The 23,850-nt window shown below is 60.2% G+C and carries 19 protein-coding genes; 5 read left to right on the top strand and 14 right to left on the bottom strand.

Annotated features, from left to right (window positions below; translation table 11 throughout):
- Nucleotides 1–129: 129 nt before the first annotated feature.
- The 10 genes from NHU87_RS25475 to NHU87_RS25430 all read right to left on the bottom strand — a co-directional run bounded on the left by NHU87_RS25475 (nt 130) and on the right by NHU87_RS25430 (nt 14,365).
- Nucleotides 130–3,156, bottom strand: coding sequence for a multidrug efflux RND transporter permease subunit (locus NHU87_RS25475; protein ID WP_253553486.1), 3,027 nt, complete (start codon nt 3,154–3,156; stop codon nt 130–132).
- Nucleotides 3,157–3,169: 13 nt separating this feature from the next.
- Nucleotides 3,170–4,318 (bottom strand): efflux RND transporter periplasmic adaptor subunit, encoded by a 1,149-nt coding sequence (locus NHU87_RS25470; protein ID WP_253553484.1) that lies wholly within the window; start codon nt 4,316–4,318, stop codon nt 3,170–3,172.
- A 216-nt stretch (nt 4,319–4,534) separates the two neighbouring features.
- A complete protein-coding gene (locus NHU87_RS25465) occupies nt 4,535–5,632 on the bottom strand; it encodes a DUF1513 domain-containing protein (protein ID WP_253553481.1) in 1,098 nt (365 codons plus the stop codon).
- A 14-nt stretch (nt 5,633–5,646) separates the two neighbouring features.
- Nucleotides 5,647–6,711, bottom strand: coding sequence for an imelysin family protein (locus NHU87_RS25460; RefSeq protein ID WP_253553477.1), 1,065 nt, complete (start codon nt 6,709–6,711; stop codon nt 5,647–5,649).
- Nucleotides 6,712–6,738: 27 nt separating this feature from the next.
- Nucleotides 6,739–8,166: a di-heme oxidoreductase family protein gene (locus NHU87_RS25455; protein WP_253553474.1), complete on the bottom strand. Its 1,428-nt coding sequence runs from the start codon at nt 8,164–8,166 to the stop codon at nt 6,739–6,741.
- A 268-nt stretch (nt 8,167–8,434) separates the two neighbouring features.
- The gene (locus NHU87_RS25450) at nt 8,435–9,778 is read right to left on the bottom strand and encodes an imelysin family protein (protein WP_253553471.1); all 1,344 of its coding nucleotides are present in this window, start codon (nt 9,776–9,778) and stop codon (nt 8,435–8,437) included.
- Nucleotides 9,779–9,996: 218 nt separating this feature from the next.
- The gene (locus tag NHU87_RS25445) at nt 9,997–12,045 is read right to left on the bottom strand and encodes a putative bifunctional diguanylate cyclase/phosphodiesterase (protein WP_253553468.1); all 2,049 of its coding nucleotides are present in this window, start codon (nt 12,043–12,045) and stop codon (nt 9,997–9,999) included.
- Nucleotides 12,046–12,583: 538 nt separating this feature from the next.
- Nucleotides 12,584–13,180, bottom strand: coding sequence for a superoxide dismutase (locus NHU87_RS25440; RefSeq protein ID WP_253553465.1), 597 nt, complete (start codon nt 13,178–13,180; stop codon nt 12,584–12,586).
- 176 nt (nt 13,181–13,356) lie between these two features.
- A complete protein-coding gene (locus NHU87_RS25435; RefSeq protein WP_253553462.1) occupies nt 13,357–13,959 on the bottom strand; it encodes a LysE/ArgO family amino acid transporter in 603 nt (200 codons plus the stop codon).
- Nucleotides 13,960–13,963: 4 nt separating this feature from the next.
- Entirely contained in the window at nt 13,964–14,365 is a 402-nt protein-coding gene (locus tag NHU87_RS25430; RefSeq protein WP_253553459.1) for an ACT domain-containing protein, read from the bottom strand.
- A gap of 96 nt (nt 14,366–14,461) precedes the next feature.
- On the opposite strand from NHU87_RS25430, the gene NHU87_RS25425 reads away from it, so the two are divergent.
- From NHU87_RS25425 to NHU87_RS25415, 3 genes are all read left to right on the top strand, one after another.
- Nucleotides 14,462–15,355 carry a LysR family transcriptional regulator ArgP gene (locus tag NHU87_RS25425; protein WP_253553456.1) on the top strand — a complete coding sequence of 298 codons (894 nt, stop codon included), beginning with the start codon at nt 14,462–14,464 and terminating at the stop codon, nt 15,353–15,355.
- A 75-nt stretch (nt 15,356–15,430) separates the two neighbouring features.
- Nucleotides 15,431–16,423, top strand: a complete 993-nt coding sequence (locus NHU87_RS25420) for an NAD-dependent epimerase/dehydratase family protein (RefSeq protein ID WP_253553453.1) — start codon at nt 15,431–15,433, stop codon at nt 16,421–16,423.
- Between the two features lie 116 nt (nt 16,424–16,539).
- Nucleotides 16,540–17,406 (top strand): ATPase, encoded by an 867-nt coding sequence (locus tag NHU87_RS25415; protein WP_253553450.1) that lies wholly within the window; start codon nt 16,540–16,542, stop codon nt 17,404–17,406.
- Between the two features lie 144 nt (nt 17,407–17,550).
- Here NHU87_RS25415 and NHU87_RS25410 read toward each other — a convergent pair whose 3' ends face one another.
- A complete protein-coding gene (locus NHU87_RS25410; RefSeq protein ID WP_253553447.1) occupies nt 17,551–19,068 on the bottom strand; it encodes an MDR family MFS transporter in 1,518 nt (505 codons plus the stop codon).
- A 78-nt stretch (nt 19,069–19,146) separates the two neighbouring features.
- Nucleotides 19,147–20,340, bottom strand: a complete 1,194-nt coding sequence (pobA, locus tag NHU87_RS25405) for a 4-hydroxybenzoate 3-monooxygenase (protein WP_253553445.1) — start codon at nt 20,338–20,340, stop codon at nt 19,147–19,149.
- Nucleotides 20,341–20,519: 179 nt separating this feature from the next.
- On the opposite strand from pobA, the gene NHU87_RS25400 reads away from it, so the two are divergent.
- Complete coding sequence (locus tag NHU87_RS25400; RefSeq protein ID WP_253553443.1) at nt 20,520–21,431, top strand: helix-turn-helix domain-containing protein; 912 nt, start codon at nt 20,520–20,522, stop codon at nt 21,429–21,431.
- Between the two features lie 9 nt (nt 21,432–21,440).
- Here NHU87_RS25400 and NHU87_RS25395 read toward each other — a convergent pair whose 3' ends face one another.
- Together NHU87_RS25395 and NHU87_RS25390 are read right to left on the bottom strand one after the other, a co-directional pair.
- The gene (locus NHU87_RS25395) at nt 21,441–21,617 is read right to left on the bottom strand and encodes a hypothetical protein (protein WP_253553441.1); all 177 of its coding nucleotides are present in this window, start codon (nt 21,615–21,617) and stop codon (nt 21,441–21,443) included.
- A 217-nt stretch (nt 21,618–21,834) separates the two neighbouring features.
- Nucleotides 21,835–22,740, bottom strand: coding sequence for a LysR family transcriptional regulator (locus tag NHU87_RS25390; RefSeq protein WP_253553438.1), 906 nt, complete (start codon nt 22,738–22,740; stop codon nt 21,835–21,837).
- Between the two features lie 114 nt (nt 22,741–22,854).
- On the opposite strand from NHU87_RS25390, the gene NHU87_RS25385 reads away from it, so the two are divergent.
- Entirely contained in the window at nt 22,855–23,736 is an 882-nt protein-coding gene (locus tag NHU87_RS25385) for an MBL fold metallo-hydrolase (RefSeq protein WP_253553436.1), read from the top strand.
- Nucleotides 23,737–23,850: the final 114 nt, after the last annotated feature.

The following is a 23,850-nucleotide window of genomic DNA, read 5'->3' as shown; positions in this document are numbered from 1 at the left end:
ATGCGAGGCCTTTTTGTGTGCGCCTACTTGTAGGAGCGAGGCTTGCCCGCGAAGGCGGTGTGCCAGTCACCAATGATGTCCACTGACACTCCGCCTTCGCGGGCAAGCCTCGCTCCTACAGAGCTCTTTTTATGTCTTATCAGGCTTGGCCAGCAACGTGTAGATACACGGCAATACGAACAAGGTGAACAGCGTCCCGATCGACATTCCCGTCGCGATCACCGTGCCGATATCGAACCGGCTGACCGCACCCGCGCCTGTGGCGATGATCAACGGCACCATGCCGAACACCATCGCCGCCGTGGTCATCAATACCGGACGCAGGCGAATGGCCGCCGCTTCCTCCACCGCTTCGCGAGGCGACAGCCCCTTCTGCTTGCGTAGCTGGTTGGCGAACTCGACGATCAGGATCCCGTGCTTGCTGATCAGCCCGATCAACGTCACCAATCCCACTTGGGTATAGATGTTCATGCTCGACCAGCCAAGGAACAACGGGATCAACGCGCCACAGATCGACAGCGGCACGGTTACCAGAATCACCAAGGGATCGCGGAAGCTTTCGAACTGGGCTGCCAGCACCAGGAAGATGATCGCCAATGCCAGGGCGAAGGTGACCCACAGCGCGCTGCCTTCCTGAACGTATTGCCGCGACGCGCCGGCGTAATCGACGGCATAACCCGCCGGCGCTTCTTCCCGAGAAATCTGCCGCACCGTGTCGATGGCTTCACCCATGCTGACCAGCGGGACCCCGGAAAGGATCGCCGAATTGAGTTGCTGGAACTGGTTCAACTGGCGCGGTCGAGCCCGGTCGGTCACGGTGATCAGGGTCGACAGCGGCAGCAATTCGCCCTTGGTGTTCTTGACGTAATAGTGGTTCAGCCACTCGGGGTTATCCCGGAAGGACCGTTCCACCTGCGCAATGACTTTGTAGCTGCGGCCTTCGACGGTGAACCGGTTGATCTCCGCTTCACCCAGCAACGTTGCGAGGGTGCCGCCCAGGTCCTGCATCGACACACCCATCTGTGCAGCCTTGGCGCGATCAATATCCACCACGACTTCGGGTTTGTCGAAGGCCAGGTCGACGTCGACGAAGGCGAACTTGCCGGATTCCATCGCTCTTTTTTTCACCCGGTCCATCACTTCCAACAACGATTCGTAGGTGTTGGCCGAGTTGATCACGAATTGAAACGGCAAGCCTTCACCGGTGCCCGGCAAGGAAGGCAGGTTGAAACCGAAGATCTGCAACCCGGGGATGCGCTCCAGTTTTGCCTGGACCACGGGCAGGATCTCCATCTGCGTCCGGTCGCGTTCGTTCCAGGGTTTGAGCAGGAAGCCGCCGATCCCTGATTGCACGCCATTGAATCCATTGATCTGGAACGAGGAGTAGTACTCGGGGAACTCCTTGAAAATCGTGATGAACTCGTCGGTGTAGGTGTTCAGGTAGTCGAGGTTGGCCGGTTGCGGGGCATTGGCCATCATGAAGATAATGCCCTGGTCTTCGTCCGGCGCCAGTTCCGACTTGGTGAACTTGAGCAGCACCGGAATCAGGCACAGCACGATCAACGCGAACACCAGCACCACCGGCCGAGTGTTGAGGGTGCCGTGAAGCACACTCTGGTAACGGCGCTTGAGGCCTTCGAAGATCACGTCCAGGCGATGGGCCAGGCCGCTGGGGTTTTCATCGTGGCGCAACAGCAGGGCGCACATCATCGGCGACAGCGTCAGGGCGACGACGCCGGAGATCACCACCGCCCCGGCCAGGGTCAGGGCGAACTCCTTGAACAGCGCCCCTGTCAGGCCGGTCAGGAAGCCGATCGGCGCATAGACCGCCGCCAGGGTGATCGTCATCGACACCACCGGCATGGCGATTTCCCTGGCTCCCTCGATGGCCGCGTCCAGCGGCGTCTTGCCTTCTTCGATGTGCCGATGAATGTTTTCCACCACCACGATGGCGTCGTCCACCACCAGCCCGATGGCCAATACCATCGCCAGCAAGGTCAGCAGGTTGATCGAGTAGCCCATCATCTGCATGAAGAACATCACACCGATCATCGACAGCGGAATGGTGACCACCGGGATCACCACCGAGCGCAGGGCGCCGAGGAACAGGAACACCACCACGATCACGATCAGCACCGCTTCGAACAGGGTTTTCACCACTTCGTCGATGGAGGCCTGAATAAATAGCGTGGCGTCGTAGGCGATTTCACCTTTCAGGTTCGGCGGCAGCTGGGCTTCCAGCTCCGGCATGATCTTGCGCACTTCCCTGATCACGTCCAGCGGGTTGGCGCCGGGCGTGGCCTTGATGCCGATGTACACCGAGGGGGTGCCGCCGAAAGAGCTGATGGTGTTGTAGTTCTCCGCACCCATTTCGACCCGCGCCACATCCCGTAGCAGCACGCGACTGTCGCCCTCGACCTTGAGCGGGATCGCGCCAAAGGCCTCGGCGGATTTGAGTTCAGTGTTGGCGTTAATGCTGGTGACTACATACTCGCCTTTCACTTCGCCGGCGGCGGAGAGGAAGTTGTACTGGCGCACGGCATTGGTCACGTCGCTGGCGCTCAGGCCGAAACCGGCGAGTTTCACCGGGTCCAGCCACAGGCGCATGGCGAACACCTGGTTGCCAAGAATCTCGGCTTCGGCCATGCCCGGCAGGGTCGCCAGTTTCGGCTGGATGACCCGTGACAGGTAATCGGTGATCTGTGGATTGCTCAGTTCGTCGCTGAAGAAGCTGATGTACATCAACGCCGAGGCATCGGCGGCTTCCTTGCTCAGCACCGGGTCTTCGGCGTCTTGGGGCAGCTGGTTCTTGACCTCGTTGGCCTTGGCCAGCAGCTCGGTGAACAAGCGGTCGCTGTTCGCGCCGATGCGCGCGTAGATCGAGATCACCGAGAAGTTCTGGCGACTGACCGACGTCATGTAGTCGATGCCTTCGGCGCTGGCCAGGCTCTGTTGCATCGGTTGGGTGATGTAACCCTGGATGGTTTCGGCGTTGGCCCCGGGGTAAGCGGTGGTCACCGTGATCAGGGCGTTTTCCATTTGTGGGTATTGGCGCAGCGGCAACTTGCTCCAGGCCTGGAAGCCCAGCAGCACAATCAACAGGCTGACCACGGTGGCGAGCACCGGGCGGCGGATGAACGGGTCGGTAAAAGCCATGGGGATTCCTTGATCAGTCAGCGCGCGGCTGACTGCTCTTCTCGGCTAGGGTCTTGTCGTCACTGATGGCAATGTGTGCGCCGTGGTCCAGTTTGATCTGGCCACCCGTGACCACTTTTTCGCCGTTCTGCACGCCTTTGGTGATCATGACCATCCCGTCGCGGCGCTCGCCGGTTTCGACGAAGCGTCGTTCGGCAATCAGAATCGGCTCGCCCTTGTCGTCTTTTTCCAGGCTGCCGTCTTCGGCCTTTTTCTGCGCCACGACGTACAGCGAGTTGCCATAAAGGGTGTAGGTGATCGCGCTTTCCGGCACCACGATGTGTGGCTGCGGATCAGGCAACATCACCTGCAGGCTGGCGAACATCCCCGGCAGCAGTTTGCCATCGGGGTTGGCCAGGGTTGCGCGCACCAGCACGTTGCGGGTGCTGCTCTCGACCTTCGGGTTGATCGCACTGATGGTCCCGGGGAAGCTCTGTGTCGGGTAGGCCGAGACGATGATCTGCACCGGCTGGCCGAGGGCGATTTTCGGCACCGATTGTTCGGGCACAAAGAAGTCGACGTAGAGGCTGCTGAGGTCTTGCAGGGTGGCGATCATCGTGCCGCTGGCCACGTAGTCGCCGACGTCTACCTGACGAATGCCGATGGTCCCGCTGAACGGGGCGAGGATGCGCTTTCTTTCCAGTGCCGCCTTGAGCTGATTGACCGTGGCCCGGCTCTTTTGCAACACCGCCGAGAGTCGGTCGAACTCGCCTTTGGAAATAGCCTGGCTGCCCACCAATTGACTGCCGCGACCGTAGTCCAGTTGCGCCAGTCCCAGGTCGGCTTGAGCGGTGGCCAGCAGGGCCGTTTCAACGGCGGTGTCGAGCTGCACGATCGGCTGACCGGCCTTGACCTTCTGCCCGGACTCGAACTGGACTTCCTTGACGGTGCCGTCGGTCTCCAGACTCAGGTCGACCCCTTGCAGCGCCGTGAGGGTGCCGACCGTTGGCAAACGGCTTTGCCACGGACGTTCGGTGGCGGTGGCCACGGCGACGCTTATCGGCGGTTTCGGCGCGGAGAAGCCTTGCACCATCGTGTAGATGGAGAAGGCTTTGTAACCGGCCAGGACCAGCACGATTAGCAGAACAACACCCAACATGATCAGCATGCGGCGGCGCAGCATATTTCCATTTCCTTGGAGAAAATCAGGTGAGACAGGCGGGAACATTACTCCCACTGTGAGGGGGATTCCAACTGTAGCAGCTGCCGAAGGCTGCGTTCGGCGGCGAAGCCGTCGTGAGATCCGACGACGCGGTGTATCAGACAAACCGCGTTGCATGGATTTACGACGGCTTCGCCGCCGAACGCAGGCTGCGCCAGCTGCTACAAAGGACTGTGTTTAGATCAAGTGAAGATGGTTGTCCCAGAGCCCCGCAGGCAACTCCAGAGGTTTTGCGACAAGGGTTGTCTGGCGGCAATCGTAGTACCGGCATCGTCCTTGGCCGGAGGTCACGACAAAACCATCGGCCACGGCGCCGACGCCGGCGCAATCGGGAAGTGGCGCATCCAGGCGTACTTCACCGCTGTCCAGGTCCCAGATAAAAAAGCGGTTGCCCCGCGGCGCGGTGAGGGCGACCAGACGCAGTTCGCTGTGCACGGCGACGCTGGCGGTGTAATGCCCCATGGCCTGCAACTGATGCTCGGGCACCGGGAACGCCACGAACGGTTGACCGGGACGCTTGATCGCCAGCAGCTCCGATGACTCGTGGGCAGCGCCCATGAACTGCTGACCGGCAACGATGGTGCCATCGCTGGCGACGCCCAAGTGCCGCACGCTGTTCATCTGCTGGGCCAGGGTTTCCTTGCTCAACAAAGTGCCATCGCGCTGCATCAACACCAGGCTCGGCTCCATCGCATTGAGGTTCATCTCGACCCGGCTTTCGGCCTCGGTGCGAATGCCGCCATTGGCCACAATCAGCGTCTCGCCATCGGGCATCCACGACACCTGATGCGGGCCGACACCGTGGGTGGAAAGCTCGTCGCTGTGCACCAGCCGCTCACCTTCGAACTTGTACACACCAAGCAGGCCACGGCCTGGATCGGAGGTGTCGTTCTCGGTGGCGTACAACCAGTCGCCGCTCTGGTGAATCACCGCGTGGCCGTAGAAGTGCCGGTTCGGCTGCGAGACCACGGTTTGCAGCAGCGTGCCGTCACGCAGATCGATCAGGTAACTCTCGGTGCCCGGACGGCGGGCGACGAACAGCGCTATCGGCAGCGTCGGGTGGTTGATGATGTCGTGGCAACGCTGGCCGACCTGGGTGGCAAACACCCGGGTGCCATCCAGCCGATAACCGACGGCGTAGTGCTTGCCGTCACCGTCGTCGCGCGCCGAGAGCAGCAGCGGGCTTTTGTCTTTTTGCTTGAACAGCGTCCAGCCGCCCAGTGTCACCGCACCCAGCAGCAAACTCCCTAACGTCAGAGCCTGGCGTCGCAGCATGGCACTTGCCCTCATCAGTCACCGTCGTTGGCGTTGAAGCCCAGTTGGATGCCCAGCGCCTTGGCCAGTTCGCCTTCGTGCAGGCGATGGACAACGTTGAGGCTGTCGTAGATCGCGTTGAGCTGCTGGCGCCCGGCATCGTCGGTGAGCATGTCGGTCAGCGAGCGCTGGTTGCTGGCGAACAGTTTCAGGGACGCTGCGTAGGCTGCGTCGATCTTGTCGGCCAAGGGTTTCTGCTCGCTCGGCAACAGACCACGCAGGCCTTTGTTGTCGACACCGACCCAAACGGTTTGCGCCGCGCTCAGGCTCGCTTGCAGGCCTTGCAGCGACGATTGGCTGCGCCAGGCATCAGCCTGGAATGGCTGTGGCGTGCCCTTGCTCTGACGGCCCATCGGCGTGCCGAGTTTTTTCTTCAAAGAGTCCAGCGCCGTCACTTGCACGCGCAACAGATCGGCGATCGCTTCGTGGGAATCGGCGTAGCGCTGGTTGGGGAATTTGCTCATCTGCGCGAGCATGCCGTCGTTGGTGTTCCAGCCCGACAGGATCTCTTCGGCCAGTTGCTTCTGGCGTTCGCCAATGGCGGTCAGCAGTGGGCAGTATTTGGCTTTCTGCGCGCTGTCGGCCATGTCGATTTTGCTGTCGAACAGGATGTATTCATAGGCCGAGAGGCCTTGCACCACAACGCTGGACTTGGTCAGGGCGGCGGCATCGATCTGCGGTTGCGCGATCACCAGTTGCTCGACCTGACGGCCGACGAGGTTCTTCTTGTCCGGCCAGAACTGCACCTGCCACGAACGGTTGCCCTCGGCTAATGGCCCGATCAGCAGTGGTTGCAACTCGGCCCAGGCTTTCTGCGCGTGCAGGAAGTCGGCGCGGGCGGTGTCCAGGGTTTCCTTTCCCTGGCAGAACGCCAGGGCGCTGACCGCCAGTTGACGGTCGGCTTCGACCCAGCGGCTGTAGGTCGGCAGGATCACTTGCTTGGCGATGGCCGCCGACGTGACCGCTTGCGGATCCTGAGGCGAACAGGCGCCCAGGGCGAGGGCGGCAAGGCTGGTGAACAACAATTTGGGACGGAACATGTCGGGCTCCCGCTGAAGGAAAACGTATTAAAGGGAATTCAAAAACGCCAGCAACGCCGCGCGCTGCTCGGCATTGAAAGACAAAACCTGTTGCTGCGCCGCCTTTGCCTCACCGCCATGCCAGAGCACGGCTTCGAGCAGGTTACGGGCGCGGCCGTCATGCAAAAACTGGGTGTGGCCATTAACCGTTTGCGTCAGGCCGATGCCCCACAACGGTGGGGTGCGCCAGTCGCGGCCGCTGGCCTGAAACTCGGTGCGGTTGTCGGCCAGGCCGTCGCCCATGTCATGCAGCAGCAGATCGCTGTAAGGGCGAATCACTTGATTGGCCAATTCAGGTTCCGCGGCGTTGGCGGCGGTGGTGTATTGAGGGGTATGACAGGCCTGGCATCCCGCCTGGAAAAACAGATTCTTGCCGGCCAGCACTTGCGGCGCGCCGACATCACGACGGGCCGGTACCGCGAGGTTACGGCTATAGAACAGCACCAGGCGCAGAATGTTGTCGCTGACTTCCGGTTCGCCATCCGGGCCATTGCCATTGGGCGCCTGCTTGCAAGCGGTTTGCGCGTCGGTGCAGTCATCGGTGGGTTTCAGGCTGGTCGTGAGGCCCATATCACCAGAAAACGCGTGAACGTTTTGTTGATTGAGGTTCGGTTGCCCGGCCTTCCAGCCAAATCGCCCGAGGACGGTTTTCTGCTGTTCGTCGTCCCAGACCCGGTTCGGCCGTCCGGCGATGCCGTTTTTCTCCCGTGCCTGGGCCTCGGCGTTGGCCAGGATGGCCTCGTCGGGGATCGCTTCAAGCAAGCCCAGGCCAATCATCGGCGGTGCGATGCGCGCCGAGAAACGCGTGTCGGGGTGCATCGGGCCGTAGCCGAGTTGGGTGATTTGCAAGGTCGGCTTACGCAACTCGATTTCGCTGCCGTCCTTGAAACGCACCGGGACTGGCGTGTAATCGACGCGCACCTTGCCTTCCGGAACGACGCCGGGCACCGACATGTCCTGGAACTGGCCGCCGTAGACTGGCTCTGGCACCACGCCCAGTTGTTCGATGACCTTGGCGTAGGCCGGCGCATCGGGAATCGACAGACGCACCAGCATCGACACTGCGTTCTGCGCATCGGGCATGGGCGGGTGACCGCGCCCGTCCTTGATGTGGCAATTCTGGCAGGCGTTGGTATTGAACAACGGGCCAAGGCCATCGCGGGCGGTGGTGGTCGACGGCGCAATCACCCAAGGGTTGCGAAAGAAACTGTTGCCGACGCTGAAATCGACGCGCCGTGACGGCGGCAAGTTGGCGGACGGCAGGGAAAATGAGTTCTGATCGGTCTTGCGCACAGTCGCATTGCCGCCGGAGCGGGCTTCACCGGGTTCGGCCTGGGTGAAACGCGGGGCGTCATCGCAGGCACTCAGGCCCAAGGCCAGCAACAGTGCAGACAAGCGAAGAGGCAGCGAAGGCATCGGACATCCTGCAAGACGAGCAAAACAAGGGCGCAAAGTCTAACAGGGCAGGGGAGTTTGAATAAGAGGAATTATCGTTTGGTTGATGTGGGGCAACTGATCGTTCCCACGCTCTGCGTGGGAATGCCTCAACGGACGCTCCGCGTTCGGCTCTGGATAGGACGCGGAGCGTCCCGGGCTGCATTCCCACGCAGAGCGTGGGAACGATCGGCGCGGGGGCATGAAAAAGACGACCCGAAGGTCGCCTTTTTCACTCAGCCAGCGTTGATCAGAACTCGTGATCAGCGTTGTCCGGGTTCAGGTCGCTGATGCCCAGTTTGCCGGCGGCCGCTTCGATCGAACCGGTCTGCTTGACCAGCGAGGCGATGGCGTCGCGCACGATCTGGTTGCCAGCAGTGTTGCCCGCGGCGATCAGTTGGTCGTAGTGCTCACCCTTGTTGGCGTGATCGACAATGACCTGCATCTTGGCTTCGGTCGCAGCCAGGTCGGCTTTCAGCGCGGTGTCGGCTGCCGGGTCGGCTTTGGCCACCAGCGACGACAGGCTCGCACCGGTCATTTTGCTGCCGTCTACGCGGGTGTATTCGCCCAGGTACACGTTACGCACGCCTTTGGCATCGTAGAACTGCGAGTTGTGGGTGTTGTCGCTGAAGCAGTCGTGTTCGTCTTCCGGGGAATTGGCTTCCAGGGAGACCTTCATGCGCTCGCCCGCCAGTTCGCCCAAGGACAGGCTGCCCATGCCGAACAGCATTTTGCGCAGGCCGGTTTCAGCCGGTTCCGCTTCCAGAGTGGCGCGGTAGTTGTCAGCCACGTTCGGCTTCCAGTTACCGACCATTTCTTGCAGGTCGTTGACCAGCAATTGAGTCACGGATTTCAGGTAAGCGCGACGACGATCATTGTGACCGCCGGTAGCGCCTTTGCCTTCCAGGTAATCGGTAGCTGGACGGTTGCCGGCGCCAGGGCCGGTGCCGTTCAGGTCTTGGCCCCAGAGCAGGAATTCGATGGCGTGGTAGCCGGTCGCGACGTTAGCCTCGGAACCGCCCAGCTCGTTCAGGCTGGCGAGTTTTTCCGGGGTGATGTCTTTCACGTCGATCTTGTCTTCGCCGACCTGAACCTGGGTGTTGGCGATGATGTTGGCGGTGGCGCCCGGGTTACCCAGTGCGTGCTCGTAGGATTTGTCGACGTAGTCGATCAGGCCTTCGTCCAGTGGCCAGGCGTTCACCTGACCTTCCCAGTCGTCGATGATGGTGTTGCCGAAGCGGAACACTTCGCTCTGCAGGTAAGGCACGCGGGCCGCGACCCAGGCAGCCTTGGCGGCTTTCAGGGTGTCGGCGTTTGGCTTGGCCAGGAACGCGTCGATGGAAGTTTGCAGGGTTTTCGCGGTGGATTCGGCATCGCTGTAAACGGCGAAGACGATGTCGGCGTAATGCGCGACCACAGCCTTGGCGGCGGCTTCATCGACTTTACCAGTAGCAGCAGGCGCAGCCGGGGCAGCGGTGCTGGCGGCCGGGGTCGGCGCTTGTGGAGCGGCAGCCTTGTCTTTGCCTTCGCCGCAACCGGCGAGGGAAATAGCGATGGCCAGCAGACTGGCGGTAGCCAGAGGCATACGAATCATGGCGAACATCCTGCTTCGGTGATTGATGGACGCGCGAGGGGCGCGCAAAACTGCGACATAATGCAAATCTTTCGCATTATGTGTAAAGGCTTGTGCTTGTAAATATTTCTTATTCAGGCGGGAGTTGTGTTGAAGATCAAGAGATCGCAGCCTCGTTTCACTCGACAGCTCCTACTGTAGGAGCTGTCGAGTGAAACGAGGCTGCGATCTTTGATCTTCTACAAAATAACTGCATTACTGCGCTGGGCTTGCTTGAGATAAGCGCTCAATTCCCGGGCCGGCAGCGGTTTGCTGTAGTGATAGCCCTGACCTTCGTGGCAGCCTTCGGAGATGATGTAGGCCTCTTGCTCGGCGGTTTCCACGCCTTCGGCAATCACCTGCATGCCCAGGCTCTTGCCCAACTGAATGATGGCCCGAACGATGGTCGCATCATCGTCGTCATCGAGCAGGTCCTGAACGAAGCTCTTGTCGATCTTGATCTTGTCCAGCGGCAGGCTTTTCAGATAACTCAGTGATGAATAACCGGTGCCGAAGTCGTCGATGGCGATCAGCGCGCCGGAGCGACGCAGGCTCAGCAGATGCTGGGCGGCGGTGCTGATGTCTTCCATCAGGCCGGTTTCGGTGACTTCCAGCTCCAGGCTGCGCGGAGGCAGGCGATACATCTGCAGCAGGTTATTGACCACCCGCGGCAACTCGGCGTGGTGCAACTGCACGGTGGAGAGGTTCACCGCCATGCGCAGGTCGAAACCCTGATCGTGCCATTCGCGCAATTGTTTGCAGGCCTGATCCAGCACCCATTCGCCGATGGCGATGATGGTGCCGTTCTGCTCGGCCAGCGGGATAAACAGGTCCGGCGGCACCAGCCCATGTTCGGGATGTTGCCAACGAATCAACGCCTCGACACCCACCACGCGATGATCGCGATAGCTGATCTGCGGCTGGTAGACGAGGTAGAACTGGTCGCGGATCAAGGCATCGCGCAGGTCTTTTTCCAACTCGCGGCGTCGGCGCATTTCCGTATCGACGCTGGCGATATAGAACTGATAGCGGTTGCGTGAGCGAGTCTTGGCCAGGGTCATGGTCTGCTCGGCTTTTTGCAGCAACTTTTCGGTGCTGTCACCGTCCTCGGGGAATAGGGTGATGCCGATGGTGGCGCGCAGGCGAATTTCCTGATGATCGAGGGCGAACGCCGCTTCCAGGTCATCGAGAATGCTTTGGGCCAGTTCGGCCGCTTCATAAGGTTGTTCGATGTCGGCCTGGACCAATGCGAACTGGTCGCCACCCAAACGGGCGAGGGCGCCGAGGCGCCCGCTATGAGCCCGCAGGCGATCGGCCAGGGCCAGCAGCAACTGGTCGCCGGTCTGATAGCTGAACTGTTCATTGATGCCTTTGAAATCATCGAGCCCGACACACAGCACCGCGACCCGACGCTGCAACTTACCGGCGTCGACGAGGATTTTGTCCAGTTGTTGCTGCAATTGCTGGCGGTTCGGCAAGCCGGTGAGGAAGTCGTACTGGGCCATGCGCAGCAGGCTGTTTTCCGCTTCGTGACGCAGATGAGTGTTGCGCTCGATGGATTCGAGCAACTGGTTGGCGGTATTGATCCACACGCCCAACTCGTTTTTTTCATGCCCCTTGAGCTGCGGAATCTTGTGGGCGCTGGGCCGGTCCGGGTTGATTTCGGTCAAGTGTTTGATAATTCGCGACAGCGGTTTGGTCAGCAGCCAGTGATAGACCAGATACAGCACCAAAGCCATGGCCAGGGCGCGCAATACGCCAGAGATGAAGATGATCACCGAGCTGACAATGAAGCCCTTGCCGTAGGTGGCGGTGTCGAGGGTAATGCTCAGGTCGCCGTAGTACTCGCTATAGGGGCCACGGCCCACCAGTTGGGTGACGAAGGTGCGTTCCTTGCCGAGGATCAGGTCGGTCAGCCAGCGGCTGTTGGAATGCTGCAGCTCGCGGGTTTTTTGCGCGAGCATGGCTTCGTGGGGGTGGCCAATGGAGGCCATGCGCACAGCATCGTCCTGAAACAGGCCTTCGATCACCTGCATGCCCATTTCCCGGTCCAGGCTATAGACAGCCTGGGTAGAAGGGTCGCGGAACATATCGAGGATGCGCTGGGCATCGCTGGCCACGGCCTGACGTGTTTTATAGGCATCGAAAACGATCTGCGCGCAGCTCAAGACCACGCCGACGATCAATGCCGACAGGAGCACGACCCGGAGCAACTTCACCGACAAGCTGTTCTTGAGTTCCAGCTTCAAAGGGTTATTCCTTGTTCCGTGCGGGTAGCGTCAAGTTGCCATGAGTATTGGCAATCCCATGATGTCAGTCAAAGGGACAATCCAACCCAGGGGATTTTGCCGGTAGCTTGGCCGATATGCTGTTGTTTTGAGTATTTGCCCTATTAGTACTGTGTCGGTTGTTGGGGCCCTCAACTTGAGGGGAACGGGACAATTTTCCTGTGATTGATGTTAGACGGCTGTGATGTGGGGGCAAGAGGACGAATGCCACTCGCGTTGTGGGAATATTCCCTCCGTAGCTCAGATACACCGCAATACTGTGGGAGCGGGCTTGCCCGCGATGTCGGCGGCACATCCAACATCCCTGAGCCTGACACACCGCTATCGCGGGCAAGCCCGCTCCCACAGGATTTGTGTCGTACACAGATTTTTGTATATGACCTCTCCCCCCTGTAGGAGCGAGGCTTGCCCGCGAAGGCGGCTGTAGGGATGTACCCATTTCCCCAGCCCATAAAAAAACCCGGCAAAAGCCGGGTTTTTTTATGGGCTGGCGCGAAGCTTAAGCGGTGAAGGTTTTGCCTTCGAACTGCTCAGCCACGAACTTCCAGTTGACCAGGTTCCAGAACGCTTCGACGTACTTCGGACGAAGGTTGCGGTAGTCGATGTAGTAAGCGTGTTCCCACACGTCGCAGGTCAGCAGCGGGGTGTCGCCGCTGGTCAGCGGGTTGCCGGCGCCGATGGTGCTGGCCAGGGCCAGGGAACCGTCAGCCTTTTTCACCAGCCAGCCCCAACCGGAACCGAAGGTGCCGATGGAGGTTTTGCTGAACTCTTCCTTGAACTTGTCGAACGAACCGAAAGCTGTGTTGATGGCATCAGCCAGCGCGCCGGTTGGTTGACCGCCGGCGTTTGGCGCCAGGCAGTTCCAGTAGAAAGTGTGGTTCCAGACCTGAGCGGCGTTGTTGAATATACCGCCCGAGGAAGTCTTGACGATTTCTTCCAGGGTCTTGCCTTCGAACTCGGTGCCTGGCACCAGGTTGTTCAGGTTCACGACATAGGTGTTGTGGTGCTTGTCGTGGTGGTACTGCAGAGTTTCCTCTGAAATGTGCGGCTGCAGGGCATCGTGTGCGTAAGGCAGCGGCGGCAATTCGAAAGCCATGATGATTCTCCTAATCAGGTCAGTTGCGGTGAGCGCAAGGCCGATCACGGGCGGCCAGACATGCGCCGGGGAGTTTGTACTCTTTGCGGCGCAGGGATCGGATCATAGCACCGGGGGTGCGGCATAACCACGCAACAACTGTGTGGAATAGAGGTTCCAGAGCCTTTTGGAATAAATCATCCGGCGCTGATTAACTGGAACGCTACAGTGAACATCATGGCGGCGACCAACAGGTCGAGAATTCGCCAGGTACTTGGCCGTGCCAGCCACGGCGCCAGCCATGCCGCGCCAAGGGCTAAAGTGAAAAACCACAGCAATGATGCACTGGCCGCGCCCACCACATACGCACCGGGCTCGGTTTGTTGTGCGCCGAGGGAGCCGATCAGCAGCACGGTGTCCAGATACACATGCGGATTGAGCAGCGTCACCGCCAACGCACTGAGCAATACCGCCCGCAACGAGCGTACCGTCTGATTTTCGCCCTGTTGCAGGCTTTGCTTCGAACAGGCCCGACGCAACGCCAGGCTGCCGTACCACAGCAGAAACGCTGCGCCACCCCAACGGGCGATGGCCAGCAGGGTCGGGTTTTGCGCCAGCACCGTCGCCAGGCCGAACACCCCGGCGGCCACCAGCAACGCATCGCAGGTGACGCAGAGCGCCGCCACCGGCAGGTGATGCTCACGCCGAAGGCTCTGCGCCAACACAAACGCATTCTGGGTGCCGATCGCCATGATCAGCCCCGCGGCCACCAACAGACCGTTCACATAGCTTTGCCACATACGTTTACTCCGCGTTGGATGCCAGATCCCGCAGTACCTGCAGGGCGCGTTCGGCATCGGCCTGGCCGACGAACAAATGGTCGTGGTAATAGCCGGCAATCACGTTGCAACTGATGCCGGCCTGGCCCAACGCCGTGGCGAACGCGGCGGTCAGGCCGACGGCTTCGAGGGCCGAGTGCACGTTCAAGGTGATCCAGGCGGCGACGTAGTCGAAGCTGAAACCGGCCTTCTCAGCGTGGGAACGTTGCAGAATCACCGTCAGGCCTTCCCGTTCGCGAAAACTGCCGACAATCTCAAGACCCGCGGGCAGCTTGCCGTCGCCCAACGTGCAGAACACGTATTCGCCGTCGTTGAGTTGCGGGCTCATGCTGCGCAGCAGGGTTGCCAATGACGTTTCGCCAGCCATGTCGGTGATCCTTGTTCAAGAGTTCTTGCTGGCCATTCTCCGGTTGAAGGCTGTATAAGAAAAACCAATAGTACTGATCGCTCATTAGGAAAACTGATGTTCGACTACAAATTACTTTCCGCGCTCGCCGCCGTAATCGAGCAGGCCGGATTCGAGCGCGCCGCGCAGGTGTTGGGTTTGTCACAATCGGCCATCTCCCAACGGATCAAACTGCTGGAGGCCCGGGTCGGCCAACCGGTGCTGGTGCGGGTCACACCCCCGGCGCCGACGGAGATTGGCCGGCGATTGCTCAACCATGTGCAGCAGGTGCGATTGCTTGAGCGGGATCTACAAACGTTGGTCCCGGCGCTGGACGAAGAAGGCCTGCCGGAACGCCTGCGTATCGCTCTGAATGCCGACAGCCTTGCCACGTGGTGGGCCGAGGCGGTGGGGGATTTTTGCGCGGAACAACATCTGTTGCTCGACTTGGTGGTGGAAGACCAGACCGTCGGCCTCAAACGCATGCGCGCAGGCGAAGTGGCGGGGTGTGTCTGCGCCAGTGAACGGCCAGTGGCTGGTGCGCGCAGCGTTCTGTTGGGGGCGATGCGCTACCGTGCGATGGCGAGCCCGGCGTTCATTGCCCGGCATTTTCCCGAAGGTGTGCGCGCCGATCAGTTAGCGAAAACTCCGGCCCTGGTGTTTGGCCCGGATGATTTCCTACAGCATCGCTATCTCGCTTCCCTCGGTGTTGACGGCGGTTTCGAATACCATTTATGCCCATCATCCGAAGGGTTTCTTCGCCTCACGGAAGCAGGGCTTGGCTGGGGCCTGGTGCCTGAATTGCAGGTGCGCGAGCAACTTGAGCGCGGCATCCTGCAGGAGCTTTTGCCAGATAAGCCCATCGATGTGCCGCTCTACTGGCATCATTGGCGCAATGGCGGTCAGCTATTGGGGTTACTCACCGATCAATTGGTGCACTCGTCGAAGCAATGGCTGGTGCCGTTGGCCTGACGGGCAACGTCAAGACCTCACGTCCTACACAATATGCAAAGCGCAAAACGCAAAACGAAATATTCGGAGCAATTCATGAAGATTCTGGTCACCGGCGCAAGCGGCTTCATTGGCGGACGCTTTGCGCGTTTTGCCCTGGAGCAGGGGCTGGATGTGCGGGTCAACGGTCGCCGGGCCGAGAGCGTCGAGCATCTGGTGCGCCGTGGCGCCGAGTTCATTCAGGGCGACTTGAGCGACCCGCAACTGGCGCGCGACCTGTGTTCAGACGTCGAAGCCGTGGTCCATTGCGCCGGTGCAGTGGGTTTGTGGGGGCGGTATCAGGACTTTCATCAAGGCAACGTCGAGGTCACCGAGAATGTGGTCGAGGCCTGTCTGAAACAGCGGGTTCGGCGCCTGGTGCACTTGTCGTCGCCGTCGATCTACTTCGATGGTCGTGATCATCTGGGATTGACCGAAGAACAGGTGCCCAAGCGCTTCCAACATCCCTACGCCGCGACCAAATACCAGGCCGAGCAAAAAGTCTTCGGAGCGCAGGAATTCGGCCTTGAAACCCTGGCCCTGCGCCCGCGTTTCGTGACGGGTGCCGGCGATATGAGCATTTTCCCCAGACTACTGAAGATGCAGCGCAAAGGGCGGTTGGCGATTATCGGCAATGGCCTGAACAAGGTCGATTTCACCAGCGTGCAAAACCTCAATGAAGCGTTGCTCAGCAGCTTGCTGGCCAGCGGTTCGGCCTTGGGCAAGGCCTACAACATCAGCAACGGCGCGCCGGTTCCGTTGTGGGATGTGGTCAATTACGTGATGCGCCAAATGGATGTCCCACAGGTTACCCGCTACCGTTCCTACGGTTTGGCCTACAGCCTTGCTGCACTCAACGAGGGCGTGTGCAAGCTGTGGCCCGGTCGTCCCGAGCCGACGCTATCGCGGCTGGGCATGCAGGTCATGAACAAAAACTTCACCCTGGACATCAGTCGCGCGCGGCATTATCTGGACTACGATCCGAAAGTCAGCCTCTGGACCGCTCTCGATGAATTCTGCGGCTGGTGGAAGGCTCAGGACATTCGCTGATACACAAGGGCGGCCCTGACTGAACCGAGTTCGGGGTTCAGGGTCAACCGGTGCGGCTGCGGGGGTTATACTTCGCCGCATCAAGCCATCACCGCGTTTTACAAAGGTTGACCCTAATGCCCATGCGTAACGATGCCAACGACGACTTCGACGATGTCCCGAGCCTGCGCGCCAATAGTCTCGATGACGATGATTTTCCGGCCACCGCTCGCACTTCCGTGCATTCGCGCACCACGCCGGTAGTCAAGGTCAAAGGCCCGAGCACCGGCCCTCTGTGGGCATTGGTAGGCGCGTTGTTCTTTGCCTTCGCCGGCCTTGCCTGGTGGAGTTTTCAGCAGATCTCGCTGATGGAACAGCAACTGGTGGCGACCCAGGAAAGTTTCGCGCGCATCAGTGAGGAAGCGGCGGGGCGCTTGCAGGACATTTCCGGCAAGGTCGTGGCCAGCCAGTCCAACGTCAGCACTGGCAGTGAAGCGTTGAAGCTGCAAATCAAACAGTTGGAAGGCAAACTCCAGGAGCAGAGCAAACAGCTGGAAAGCAAGCTTCAGGACCAGAGCAAACAGCAGCAAGGCGTACTCGGCCAGACCTCCGAACTGGACAAGCGCCTGGCGCAAATCACCGCGCAAGCCACCGAACAACAGACCGCCAATGCTCAGTTGCAGGCTCAGGTCAAAGCCTTGAGCGGCGAACTGGCCGCGTTGAAGAACGCGCAGGACGATACCAGCCAATTCGACGCCCAACTCAAAAGCCTGGGCGCTGACATTGTGGCGCTGAAGAAACAAGGCAACCCAAGCGCCGCCGTCGAGCGCCTGGAGCAAGACATGATTGTGCTCAAAAGCCAACAGGACAACCGCCCGGCCGCCACACCAGGTGGCACCAACACCGCCGAGTTCGACGCCTTCCGCAGCCAGGTCACCCGCAACATCAACACCCTGCAGGCGCAGATTCAGAATCTGCAACAGCAACTGCGCACCCGGCCTTAATAGCCCGATGCAGTGATGGGGGCCTATTGATCGTTCCCACGCTCTGCGTGGGAATGCCTCAAGGGACGCTCCGCGTTCCAATGGGACGCAGAGCGTCCGGGGCTGCATTCCCACGCAGAGCGTGGGAACGATCGGTCCTAGGGGTTAGCGAACCGAATCCTCCCGCCCTCGCAACACCCTGTTCGGCATGGCTATCGCCGCCGCCAGGCCCAGCAGCGACACCGCCGCGCTGACTATCAATAAATGCCGGAAGGTCAGCAGCAGCTCAGCGCGCAAGGCGTTTTGCGCATCACCCGGCGCGGCGTTCAAACCATCGAGCAAGACATTCCCCGAATGGCCGTCGGCAATCAGCGACGAGCCGGCCAGGTGAGCGAAACTCGAATCCTGCAGCAACGCCAGCAACAGCGCCGACATCAATGCCACGCCCACTGCACCGCCCAGAGAGCGGAACAGATTGGTGGTGCTGGTGGCGACGCCAATGTCCCGTTGTTCCACCGAGTTTTGCGTGCCCACCAACGATGTCGGGAACTGCATGCCGCTGGCGATGCCGCTGAGCAACATGAACAGGCTACTCAGCACAAATGCCTGAGGCGCACTGAACGCCATGCCGAGAATCGAGAACGGCATGAGCAGGGCGCCGGTCAGGATCATCGGTTTGTAACGACCGGTCACCGAGGTCTGGCGCCCGGCGAAGTACGCGCCTATAGGCAAACCCATGGCCAGCGGCAACAGATGCAGCGCGGCGCTATCGGCCCCGGAGCCGGTGACGCTCTGGAAACGCAATGGCATCAGCACGATCAAGGAGATCGCCTGGAAACTGGTGAAGAAAATCGTGCACCAGCACAGAATCGCACTGCGGTTGGCGAACAAGTGCATCGGCAGCAACGGTTCCCGCGCCCGTCGTTCATGCCAGACGAACAGAGCCAGCACCACCACCGCACAACCGAGCAAACCCGACACTTCGGCGCTGCGCCACGAATAGCCCTGGCCGACCTGAGTAATACCCAGCAACAACGCCGTCAGGCCGATGATCATCAGCAACGTGCCGAAGTAGTCAATGATCGGTTTGCGCTGCGGCACTGGCAGCCCCACCAGCGTGCGGTGAGCCACCAGCCAGGCACCCAGGCCCAATGGAAGGTTGATCAGAAACACCCAGCGCCAAGACAGGTATTCGGTCATGTAGCCACCGAGAACCGGGCCGGCCACGCTGGCCACCGCGTACATGCTGCTGAAGTAACCCTGATAGCGACCGCGTTCGCGGGGCGGAACAATGTCGCCGATGATCGCCTGGCTCACCGAAATCATTCCGCCGGCGCCGATGCCCTGAAGAATCCGCGCCAGCACCAGTTGCTCCATGCTCTGCGCCATGCCGCAGAACAATGACGCGAGGGTGAACACTCCCATGCCGAACAGCATCAACTTGCGGCGGCCATACAGATCGCCGAGTTTGCCGTAGATCGGCACCGCCACGGTCATCGCCACCATGTACCCGGAAATCACCCAGGCCAGCAGGCTGACATCCTTGAACTGCGCGGAAATGGCCGGCATCGACACGGCGACGATGGTCTGATCCAGCGCGCCCAGAAAAATCGCCAGCATCAGGGCGATCAGCACGCTGCGAATGGCCGGCTTGGGCGTTTCAGGCTGGTTGAGATTGGTCACGGGTATAACCTGCGGGCAGTAATGGACCCGCAGCGGGCAAGGCGAGCGGAGTGCTCGCCAGTTTAAGTCGGTAGCAGGCTATTCGATAGCCTCATAAGGAAGACCGACGTAATTTTCTGCGATGGTTTTTCGGCCGGCCTCGGAGTCCACGAAATAGGCCAGTTCCGATTCGCTGATGCGCTGGCTGAACGCGTCGTGCTCGTCGAAGCGATGCAACATCGAGGTCATCCACCAGGAAAACCGCTCGGCTTTCCACACCCGCCGCAAGCAGACCTCGGAATACCTCTCCAGCAAATCCATACGCCCTTCGCGGTAAACCTTCAGCAGAATGTTGAACAACGTACTGACGTCACTGGCGGCCAGGTTCAGGCCTTTGGCGCCGGTGGGCGGAACGATGTGCGCGGCGTCGCCGACAAGGAACATCCGCCCGTACTGCATCGGCTCGACGACGAAACTGCGCAGCGGCGCGATGCTTTTTTCGATCGACGGGCCAGTCACCAGAGAGGCGGCGAGGGCGGTCGGCAGACGGGATTTGAGCTCATCCCAGAAGCGCTGATCGGACCAGTCTTCGACGTTGTCCTGTGCCGGAACCTGGAGGTAGTAACGGGTACGTGTCGGCGAACGCATGCTGCACAGCGCAAACCCCCGTTCATGCCGCGCGTAGACCAACTCCTCATGCACCGGCGGCGTGTCGGCGAGAATCCCCAGCCAGCCGAACGGGTAAACCCGCTCGAACACTTTCAGGCAGTCCACAGGAATCGACTGCCGCGCTACGCCATGGAAACCGTCGCAGCCGGCGATGTAGTCACAATCGAGTCGATACGTTTCGCCGTCCTTGTCGAAGGTGACGAAGGGTTCGGCGGTTTTCCTGCCATGGGGGACGACATTGCGGGCTTCATAAATCGTCTGTGCTCCAGCGTCCCGACGGGCGGCCATCAGGTCGCGGGTGACCTCGGTCTGGCCGTAAATCATCACGGTTTTGCCGCCCGTCAGCGCCTGCAAATCGATGTGTACCCGGCGCCCGTCGAGGGCCAGTTCGAAGCCTGCATGGACCAGCCCTTCGGCGTCCAGGCGCTGACCCACCCCGGCCTGACGCAACAGCTCTACCATGCCTTGTTCGAGGACACCGGCGCGGATGCGTCCGAGCACATAATGCGGGGTCTGGCGTTCGAGGATCAGGGTGTCGATGCCGGCGTTATGCAGCAATTGGCCGAGTAGCAAACCAGAGGGGCCGGCACCGATGATCGCAACTTGGGTTTTCAGTGTTTTCATTGTTTTTATGACTCGCAAGCTTCACGCAACCAAGGCCGGTGAATGATTTTTATGGATCGAGTACTTGCATTTTTCACTTGCGAGTCTGTCAATTGAAGGGGAAAACTGAGCCGATACCTGTACATTCTGCCAATCGGTGCGATTATCGCCCCGTTACCCTTGAGGCCTGGATTGAAGTGATGAACAAGCCTGACCTGCCATCGATTCCGGTGTTCAAACTCTACGGTGAAAACCTGGACTGGCCGACCCCTGACTTATTGCACTGTGAAACCATTTCCAAACGCAGCCGCGAACATCAATGGGAAATCAAACCCCACCGCCACGCCGATTTGTGTCAGTTACTCTTCGTTTTCAAAGGTCAGGCAGAGCTTGAAATCGAAGGCAAACGCTCACAATTGACTGAGCCCGCAATCCTGATTCTGCCGCCGTTATCGGTGCATGGTTATCGGTTTTCCGAGGACGTCGAAGGGTTCGTCGTCACGCTGGCCGCGCCGCTGATCGCCCATCTGCAAGCACAACTAGGAAATTCGGTGAACGCTCTGACACAGGCCGAAAGCTACCCTGCGGGCAAGGACAGCGAGTACCTCAACAGCCTGTTTTCAGCGCTGCAAAGCGAATACACCGGCCATCAACCGGCGCGCGAAATGCTCATGCATTCGCTGGTCAGCGTGATTATGGTGTGGATCAGCCGTCAGGTGATTCAGCGCCAAACCGCCACTCAGCGTCCGCAACGGGCTCGGGAATACCTCAACGGCTTTATTCAGCTGGTGGAAGAAACCTATCGCCAGCACGTCAAGGTCGAGGACCTGGCTCATCGGCTGGGGATTTCCGTGTCTCACCTCAACGGCACGTGCCGCGAGCTGGCGGGGCAACCGGCGTTGCAGATCATGCACGAGCGTCAATTGCTGGAGGCCAAGCGCTTGCTGACCTACACCAGCATGACCATTTATGAAATGTCCGACGTGTTGGGGTTTTCCGATCCGACCAACTTCACACGCCTGTTCAGGCGTCGAGTGGGTATTTCGCCCAAGGCTTTTCGCGACCGTTTGAAAGCCGATCAGGATCCTGCCGATCAGGACAACGAAGCCTGAACCCCTTCGTCATCGGAGGGCGTTGAGGGTCGCGTTGTGGGGAATGCAGCGTTCGAAGTTGCAGCTCGCGTATTCACGGGGCACTTGTCGCAACTGCTCGACACGCCAGGCGGCTGTGCCATACAGCGCCAGCGTCGCCGTGCAAGTGATGAAAATGGCGAGGTATCTTTTTGTTTTGATGTTCATGGCGCTGACCTCTGAACGAATACCTTTCGGTACTGCTTTGAGCATAGGTCAGCGCGGGCGAGTTGCCAGCAAGTCCGGTTTTGTATGTAACCCGGTATTCAGAACGATGATGTCCCCTGTGGGAGCTGGCTTGCCAGCGATAGCGGATTGTCAGTCGGCATCATTGTTGAATGTGACGACGCCATCGCAGGCAAGCCAGCTCCCACAGGGGAAGTGTTTACAGACCGACATCCCACTCCGGCTCTTCCGGAAACCTCAATACCAAAAAATCCAGCATGCTGCGCAACGCCGCCGGCATGTGCTTGCGCGAGGCATACACCGCATAGATGTTCATCTGCCGAGGTTCGGCCTGGGGCAGCAGGCGGATCAGTTCGCCGCTGTGGATATGCACACCCGCCTGATAGCTGGGCAGCATCGCCACGCCGGCGCCGGCCATCGTCGCGCGCAACAGCGTGCTGGCTTCGTTGGCGCTGATGGTGCCCTGCACCGGCACCGAAACAGGCTCGCCATCCTGCTCGAAATGCCAGAGGCTTTTGCCGAAGTAAGAGTGGGTCAGGCAGTTGTGCAGGCTCAGGTCCTCGACCCGTTGCGGTGTCGGGTGTTCGCGCAGGTAAGCGGGGGAGGCGCAGATCACTGAGCGGCAGACCGTCAGCCGTCGGGCGATCAGGTTCGGGTCCAGGTCGTTGCTGGTGCGGATGGCCAGGTCGATGCGTTCATCCACCAGGTTCACCGTGCGGTCGAGCATTTGCAGGTCGATGCTGACGCCGGGGTAACGTTTGACGTAAGCGGCCATGGCGTCCGCCAGTTGCGCCTGGCCGAACGAGGTGCTGACGCTGATCCGCAGCAGGCCACGCGGTGCGTCGTCCGGTTCGCTGACGGCGGCCTGCATGTCGGTGGACAAATCGAGCATCTGCCGACAACGAGGCAGAATTTCCGTCCCGGCGGCGGTCAGGCTCAATTTGCGCGTGGTGCGGTGCATCAGGCGCGCGCCGACCCAATCTTCCAACTCCGCCAGATAGCGTGAAACCACCGGCCGTGACAGGTCCAGGTGATCGGCGGCGGCCGATTGGCTGCCTAGGTCCACCACCGTGACGAACACCCGCATTGCTTGTAGACGATCCATGATTTGCCCGCTTTCAGAAACAAACTATGTTCAAGCATCGCATTTTTTGTATCGAACCAGGCAACTAAGCTCTGTCCCATCGCCAAACACGGCATTCGGACAACGGAGCAACAGATGATCGGCTTCACTTCACTCAAACGCATTCTTCTGGCAACCGCCACGCTCGGCTTCGCAGCCCATGCCGCTGCAGCGCCCACCCTGACGCTGGACGTCTACAACCCTGGCACCAACGCACTCTTCCCTGTGACCTCGGTGCTGGTCAGCGGCGAGAAGGAAGCGATTCTGGTGGACGCGCAATTCGGCAAAGCCCAGGCCGAACAGGTGGTGGAAAAAATCCGCGCCAGCGGCAAGCAACTGACCACCATCTACATCAGCCACGGTGACCCGGATTACTACTTTGGCCTCGACACCGTCACCCAGGCGTTCCCGAAAGCCAAAGTGCTGGCCTCGCAACCGACGGTTGATCACATCAAAAAAACCGTCGACGGCAAACTGGCATTCTGGGGCCCGAAAATGGGTGCCGACGTGCCGAACAAAACCATCGTGCCGAAGGTGCTCAAGGGCGACAGCCTGATGCTGGAAGGGCAGAAATTGCAGGTGATCGGCCTGGACGGCAAGCAGCCGGATCGCAGCTTTGTGTGGATCCCGTCGATCAAGGCGGTGGTCGGTGGCGTGGTGGTCGCGGAAAACATTCACGTGTGGATGGCCGACACCCAGACCCCGCAGTCCCATGCCGATTGGCTGACGACGCTGCAGGCGATTGGAGCGCTGAAGCCGAACACCATCATGCCGGGTCACTACCTCGGTGAGAGCGCGCGTTCGCTGGCGGCGGTGCAGTTCACCACCGATTACATCAAGGCTTTCGACGAAGAAACCGCCAAGGCGAAAGACGCTGCCGAACTGATCGGCGCAATGAAAAAACGCTACCCGACCCTGGGCGAAGAAAGCTCGCTTGAGCTGAGCGCCAAAGTCGCCAAGGGCGAGATGAAGTGGTGATCCGCTGAGATTTTTTGGCGAGGGGGACGACGCAGAACCTGTAGGAGCGAGGCTTGCCCGCGAAGAATGCACCGCGGTTTTTCAGGTATTACGCGTCATCGTTCTTCGCGGGCA

It is taken from the genome of Pseudomonas mandelii (assembly GCF_024138395.1).
In the GTDB taxonomy this organism is placed as follows: Bacteria; Pseudomonadota; Gammaproteobacteria; order Pseudomonadales; family Pseudomonadaceae; genus Aquipseudomonas; species Aquipseudomonas mandelii_E.
Note: the sequence above shows the minus strand (reverse complement) of the source record. Positions and strands in the feature narration are given on the sequence as shown.